We start from the raw sequence: 6,430 nt of genomic DNA, 5'->3' as shown, positions 1-6,430 counted from the left end.
TGCGTCACAAGCCCGCTCCGCCCACCGGTCTGGCCTGGCGCATCATCGGCACCGGGCATCGGGACCCGCGCTGGCTGCCCTACCTGCAGCCGTACGGCGCGGACGACGCCCTGGCCCGGATCGACGGCATCTCCGCCTGACGATCCGGGTCTTCGCGTACTGCGCGCGGTTCGTGCGGTGTGCGTACGGGCGTCACACGCGGCAGCGCAGGCGCGTACGCGCGCACTCGTGGGCCTCCGTACGCCCACGTATGCGCGCACCGCCGTGCCGCCACCGGCACCGCCCGCGCCACCGCGTACGGCCATGCCGCGCTACGCGTACCGCAGCTGGCCGGGCCGTACCGAGCGGCGCAGCAGGGGCAGTGAGGCCGCCGCGGCCAGCAGGCAGGCGGCGTACACACCGGCCGGGACCAGGAGCGCCGCGTACGGCACGGACCAGCCGGCGGAGCCGTCGGGCCCCGTGCGGGCGTAGCCGATGCCGATCGCCAGCCCTCCCAGGCCCGCCACGAGGACGGCCGGGGCCAGCGGCAGCGCGGTCTCCAGCAGCAGTGCCCGGCCGAGCACCGGCCGCGGCACCCCGGCGGCGACCTGGGCGGCCAGGCCCCGGCGCCGGGTGGCGAGGGACTCGGCGGCGCCGACGGCGAGCGCGGTGAGGACGATCACGAGGGCGAGGCCGATCGCCACGGCGGTCAGGTTCACGCCGGTGGTGTAGAAGGCGATGTCCGTCCCGAGTTCATGCCTGCGGCGCATCTCCTCCAGTTCGGCCAGCAGCACCTGCCGCACCCCCACGAACCCGGTTCCGACGACGGTCACCAGCAGCACCGCCGCATGCGCACGGGCCGCCGCCCACGGGTCGTCCCGCAGCCGTTCGGCCGCGATCAGCACCGCGGGGGTGCCGGTCCGGGCCGCGAGCAGCCGGCCGGTCAGCCCGGAGAAGGTGCCCGTGAGCCACACCGCGCCCACACCGACCGCCAGCACCGCCGCGAACACGACGAGCGGCCCGCTGGCGTCGTCCGATCCGGCCGTACCTGTGGACGTACTGGCCACCGCGAGCACCGTCGCCGCGACCACGACCAGCAGCGCGCCCAGGAACGCCGGCCCCACACCCCGCCCCGAGCGGGGCCGGTTCCGCCGCACCCAGCCGAGCGGCGAGGCCACCACCCGGCGCAGCGCCAGCAGCCCGGCCGCCGTGCCCAGCACCGGCACGCCCGCCGCCACGAGCACCGTTCCGGCCCAGGCCGGCACGGACGGCCGGGGCCACTCGGCCGGCAGGACCGGCACCGCGACCGCGGTGGCGAGCACCGAGCCCAGCAGACAGGCCAGGCCCGTCTCCAGCGCGGTGATCCGCCGGACCCGGCCCGGCTCCGCGCCCGCCAGCCGCAGCGCGGCCGCGCGCCGGTCCCGGTGCACCGCGCCGATCCGGGTGCACTGGCCGAGGAAGCCGAGCACCGGAACCAGCAGGAGCAGCAGCGCCACGATCACCCCGGAGCGCTCGCCGGGATGGTCCAGCAGCCCGTGGCCGAAGGCGGAGGAGCGGCTTCCGCGCACCGAGGCCAGGGCTGCCGCGGCGAGACCGAGCCCCGTCGCGCACATCGCCCCTACCGCCGTGAGCGCGATCCGCCACCACTCCTGCCGGTCGGAGCCCCGCACGAGCAGCCAGGCCAGCCGCAGATCGGTCCTCACGCGCATACCTCCAGCCCGGCCGTCACGCCGTCCTGCAGCCGCACCTCACGGTCGGCGTACGCCGCCACCTGGGCGTCGTGCGTGACCACCAGCACCGCGGCGCCCGTCTCCCGGGCCGTGTGCACCAGCGCCGTCATCACCTGCTCGCTCGCCAGCGAGTCCAGGGCCCCCGTCGGCTCGTCCGCGAAGACGACCCTCGGGCCGGTCACCAGCGCCCGCGCCAGCGCCACCCGCTGTGCCTGGCCGCCGCTCAGCTCCCCGGGCCGCAGCCCTGGCCGTTCCCCTGCGCCGAACCGTTCCAGCCAGCCTGCCGCCCGCTCCTGGGCCGCCTCCCGTGCGGTCCCGGCCAGCATCAAGGGCAGTGCCACGTTGTCCAGGGCCGTCAGCTCCGGAATCAGCTGGCCGAACTGGAACACCACGCCGAAGTCGGTGCGGCGCAGCTCGCTCAGCCGCCGCTCAGGCAGGGCGTCGACGCGTTCCCCGGCGTACGTCACCGCACCCCCGTCCGGCCGGACGATGCCCGCCAGGCAGTGCAGCAGCGTCGACTTCCCGCTGCCGCTCGCGCCGGTCACGGCGACGATCTCGCCCGCGGCCAGCTCCAGGCGGGCCCCGCGCAGCGCCGGGGTGCTGCCGTGCGCCTTGACGAGGTCACGGGCCACCAGAAGGGGCACCGGTCGGTTGCTCATGCTCGGTCGACCTCCACGGTCACAGCGGTCAGAGTGGTGAGCCGGGCCTGGGTGGTGGTCATCCAGCGCAGGTCGGCGTCGAGGTGGTTGAGGGCGTAGTCCGCGGCCAGCACGGTCCCCAGTTCGGCGCTCGGAGCGGTCTTGAGCGCCGTCAGCTCGCGCATCCGATCCATGTGCGCGGCGCGCTGCGCGAGCAGATGGGCGGCCGGGTCGCCGCCGGTGAGGATCGCGACGACGACCTTGGCGAAGATCTCGTTCGTCACGAACGGCGCGGGCGGCGTGACCTGCCCGGCCCAGTCGGTCGCTTCTCGGGAGCCGTCCGCGGTGAGGCGGTACAGCGTCCGTTCCGGCCCGCCGTCGGCGTCGGTGCCGGCCACCTCAGCGAGACCGTCGCGGACCAGTCGTTGCAGGGTCGTGTACACCTGCCCGTAGGCGAGCGGACGGGCCTGGGGGAAGTGGTCGTCGTGGCGTCGCTTGAGGTCGTAGCCATGGCTCGGCCCTTTGGCGAGCAGGGCCAGCAGAATGTGGCGGGTGCTCATGGGGCCTCAGTATGCACTGAATACATGTACTGAGTGAATAGTGATCGAAGAAATCCCTGGAACGAGTCGGGACGGGCCGCTTGCCGGGCGGCGGGTGCCCTGTGCCGTGGGACGCGTGCGCCTCAGTCCGCCACCGCGTAGGCCTCCACCGACCACAGGGAGTAGCCGTACCGGGTGGCCCGCTTCTCGCCCTGCACGCGGACGAAGCGCACGTCCCGCTCGTCCATCCGCACCGCCTCCCGGCCGCCCCGGCCGTCCGCCACGGAGGCGGCGGTGCGCCAGCGGCGGCCGTCCGCGGAGACCTGGATCCGGTACGCGGAGGCGTACGCGTCCTGCCAGCGCAGGACCACCTGGCCCAGCCGTACCGGACGGGCCAGCTCCACCTGCCACCAGGCGCCGTCGTCGACGGGGGAGGACCAGCGGGTGCCGGGATCGCCGTCGTTGGCGGCGGACGCCGGGAAGTCGGGCGTCTCGTCGCCGGACGAACGGGCGGTTCCGGTCCGGGCCACATCGGGTCGGGCGGAGCGGGGGAAGGCGCGGACCGTGAGCGTGCGGGTCACCCCGGCGAAGGTGACGCGGACGTCGTACGACCGGGAGGGCGCGGCCGGTGGCACGGTCACCTCGAGGGGGACGTCCACCTCGGTGCCGCGCGGAAGCGTCAGCGCGGGGGCCGGGACGCGGACCTGGATGCCCTCGGGGGCCTGCACCGTGACCCTTCCCGCCACGTCCGCCGGCCGGCCGGAGGTCAGCCGGGCGGTCAGCCGCTCGGTGCCGCCGATCTCCGCGTCCGTCCGGGTGCGCGACAGCTCCAGGGCGGCGGCGGGTGTGTCGGCGAACCACGGGACCACGTGCCGGATCCGGGAGGGCGCGGGGCCGGTGACGCGGACGGCGTCGACGGGCGCACCGGCCGCCGGGGGTGCGACGGCCGGCGGGCGCGTCCACGCGCCCGAGACCGGACCCGAGGACGAAGGCCGGGGCGGCCAGAGGGCCGGCGGGTGTGTCGAGGTGCCGGGGGGTGCGGTGCCTCCCGCTGCCGGAAGCCGCCCGGCATACAGCTCCGTCGCACCCCTGTCCGCCAGCGCTCCGATGCGCTGCCAGCCCCTTCCGGGGACGTGTACCTCGACGGCCCCGCTGGTCCCGGGGTCCGTCAGCACGGTGACGGCGGTGAGGGGACGGGCGCGTGGCAGACGCACGACCGCGGCCCCGTCCGCCGTGCCACCGGGGGAGCCGGAGCCGGCAGAGCCCGGGGAGCCGTGGCCGCCGGTTCCGGCGGCCCCCTCCCGGGTCAGGCCCGCCCAGGCCTCGTACGCCCGCCCTGCCCGCTCGAGGAAGGGATCCAGGACGCCCTTGCCGACGGTCACGCCGCCGCGCCCGGCCTCGTCCCGCACCCGGCCGAGCGTGCGGTACGCGGCCCAGGCGCCCGCCGCGTCGCCCGCGCGCTGGGCGCGCAGCATGTCGAGCGCGGCCGTGCCCGCCTCGCCGTACCGGGCCAGCTGCGCCGACCAGGGGGCGACTTCCGCGGCCAGACCGTGGTCGGCCGCGAGGGCGCGGGGTGTGTCGCTCAGTTCGGCGAAGGCGGCGCGCAGCCGTTTCTCGGCGGCCTCGTTCGCCGCGCGGTCCGTCGTCGTGCGCGCCTGCCACAGGGCCGCGATCAGGGGCCGCAGATACGCCGACTCGGTGCCGCCGAGGACCGAGGAGGCGTCGTTCCCGGCCAGCACCGACAGCGCCCGCGCGCGCCGCGCGTCGCCCGCGGCCAGGTCGGCGATCGCCGCCCGCCAGGACTCCTCGGGGCGGTAGTCGCGCGGGTTCCAGGCGTAGTCGGCCGCGGTGAACAGCGGGATGCGGGACGCCTCGGCCTGCTGCATGGCGTTGGCGAGGAGGGCGACCGAGCCGTTCGCGACCGCCGGTTCCCGGCCGGTGTAGGGGCCGAGGAAGATGCGGTCCTCGGCGTAGTCGTTCACCGGGTAGTTGTCCATGGTCACGAGCGGATGGCCGAACGCCTCGCGGGCCTCGGCCAGTTCGCCGCCCGTGATGGTCCGGGGCACCACGCCCACCCCCGTCCAGGCCACCTGCACGGACTCGTCCAGCGCGCCGGCCAGCGCCCGCCGGTAGGGGGTACCGCCCTCCTCGTAGTACTCGGTCGGCATCAGCGACAGCGGCACGGCGCCTGGGTGGCGCTCGGCCAGGTGGCGGGTCACCGCGTTCGCGACCAGCGCCTGGGCCCGTGCCGCCGCCTCGGGCCCGGACCCGAACCGGTCCGGGTCCGCGCCGCAGTGCCACTCGCTGTAGCTGACGTCCTGGAACTGCAGCTGGAAGGCCCTGAAGCCCAGAGCCCACATCGCGTCCAGCTTGCGCGTCAGCGCCCGGATGTCGGCGTCGGAGGCGAAGCACAGGGACTGGCCGGGCGCCACTGCCCAGCCGAGCGTGACGTGGTTGCGGCGCGCCCGTTCGGCCAGCTCGCGGAAGGCCGCCCGCTGCGCCGCCGGGTACGGCTCGCGCCACCGCTCCTGGCGGTAGAGGTCGTCGCCGGGGGCGTACAGGTAGCGGTTCTGCTTGGTCCGGCCCATGAAGTCCAGCTGCGCGAGCCGCTGTTCGTGCGTCCACGGGGTGCCGTAGAAGCCCTCGGTGGTGCCGCGCACGGCGGTGCCGGGCCAGTCCCGGACGGAGACGCCGGGGATGGTGCCGTCGGGGCGTGTCAGCTGCCGCAGCGTCTGCACGGCGTGGAACAGGCCGTCCTCGCCGGCGCCGGTGAGGGTCACGGCGGCGCGGCTCGCGGTGGAGGTGCGGTCTCGCTCGTGGCCGACGGTGAGCAGGTAGCCGCCGGAGGGCAGTGCGCGGTGCGGATCGCCGTGCGGCCGCTCGGTGCGGGCCCGGACCACCAGGGCGCCCGTGGGGACCCGGTCCCCGTCGGTGAGGTCCGTGACCGTCCGGGCCCCGGCGCCGCGCAGCAGCGCGCGCAGTGCTTCGAGGGCGTACGGGTCGGCCGTCGCGTCGGCGGCCAGGGCGACCCGGTCGGTGACCGTGACCGCGCCGCCGGTCGTCCGCAGGGACTGCGGGCGGGGGTGGACAGCCACGGCCGGGGAGGCGGAGACGGGGGAGGTGCCGGTGTCCGGAGCGGGGCTGGTGCCCGGGACCGGTGGCGCCGCCACGGCCGCCGGCGCGGCCGTCAGCGTCCCGGCGACGACGGCGAACGCCAGTGCGACCGCCCCCTTTCCGTGCCGAACCTGCACGGCCCCTCCTTCGTCGCTCGGCTTTCCCACGGCGGTGTCGAGGAGCAACGAGCCCACCACTCGGTGGGACGGGTGTCAATGAGAGTGGCCGCTGTGCCGAGTTTGCCCCACCCTGGAGGAAGCGGAATGTGACCAGCGGCATGTCGTTCGGCGTTGTACGTCTGCCGTCGCGTGCACTGGGTAGGGCTGCGGTAATCCGCTCTTTGCCGCATTCGACGAGGAGGCCCCCGTGGCCGCACCCGCACACCTTCTGCTCTCGGCCCTGACCGATACGGCCCTGACCGATACGGCCC

4 protein-coding genes and 1 pseudogene are annotated in these 6,430 nt (G+C 75.8%); 1 reads left to right on the top strand and 4 read right to left on the bottom strand.

The features are described from left to right. Window positions 1-140 (top strand): annotated as a pseudogene (locus tag BZY54_RS24070) (HNH endonuclease); the annotation flags it as partial. 171 nt (window positions 141-311) lie between these two features. Here BZY54_RS24070 and BZY54_RS24065 read toward each other — a convergent pair. The 4 genes from BZY54_RS24065 to BZY54_RS24050 form a co-directional block, all read right to left on the bottom strand. Then, on the bottom strand, window positions 312-1,688 hold the full coding sequence (locus BZY54_RS24065; protein ID WP_086727417.1) for an FtsX-like permease family protein: 1,377 nt from the start codon (window positions 1,686-1,688) through the stop codon (window positions 312-314). Continuing rightward, window positions 1,679-2,368, bottom strand: a complete 690-nt coding sequence (locus BZY54_RS24060) for an ABC transporter ATP-binding protein (RefSeq protein ID WP_086727416.1) — start codon at window positions 2,366-2,368, stop codon at window positions 1,679-1,681. Before BZY54_RS24060 ends, BZY54_RS24065 begins: the two co-directional genes overlap by 10 nt. Next, the gene (locus BZY54_RS24055; RefSeq protein ID WP_086727415.1) at window positions 2,365-2,907 is read right to left on the bottom strand and encodes a PadR family transcriptional regulator; all 543 of its coding nucleotides are present in this window, start codon (window positions 2,905-2,907) and stop codon (window positions 2,365-2,367) included. Before BZY54_RS24055 ends, BZY54_RS24060 begins: the two co-directional genes overlap by 4 nt. A 122-nt stretch (window positions 2,908-3,029) precedes the next feature. After that, complete coding sequence (locus BZY54_RS24050; RefSeq protein ID WP_086727414.1) at window positions 3,030-6,137, bottom strand: glycoside hydrolase family 84 protein; 3,108 nt, start codon at window positions 6,135-6,137, stop codon at window positions 3,030-3,032. Window positions 6,138-6,430 lie beyond the last annotated feature (293 nt).

It is taken from the genome of Streptomyces carpinensis (genome assembly GCF_002154505.1).
In the GTDB taxonomy this organism is placed as follows: Bacteria; Actinomycetota; Actinomycetes; order Streptomycetales; family Streptomycetaceae; genus Streptomyces; species Streptomyces carpinensis.
Note: the sequence above shows the minus strand (reverse complement) of the source record. Positions and strands in the feature narration are given on the sequence as shown.

Coding starts and splice junctions, on each gene's coding strand:
- BZY54_RS24060 (WP_086727416.1), bottom strand. CDS start 2,368: ATGAGCAACCGACCGGTGCCCCTTCTGGTGGCCCGTGACCTCGTCAAG.
- BZY54_RS24055 (WP_086727415.1), bottom strand. CDS start 2,907: ATGAGCACCCGCCACATTCTGCTGGCCCTGCTCGCCAAAGGGCCGAGC.
- BZY54_RS24065 (WP_086727417.1), bottom strand. CDS start 1,688: ATGCGCGTGAGGACCGATCTGCGGCTGGCCTGGCTGCTCGTGCGGGGC.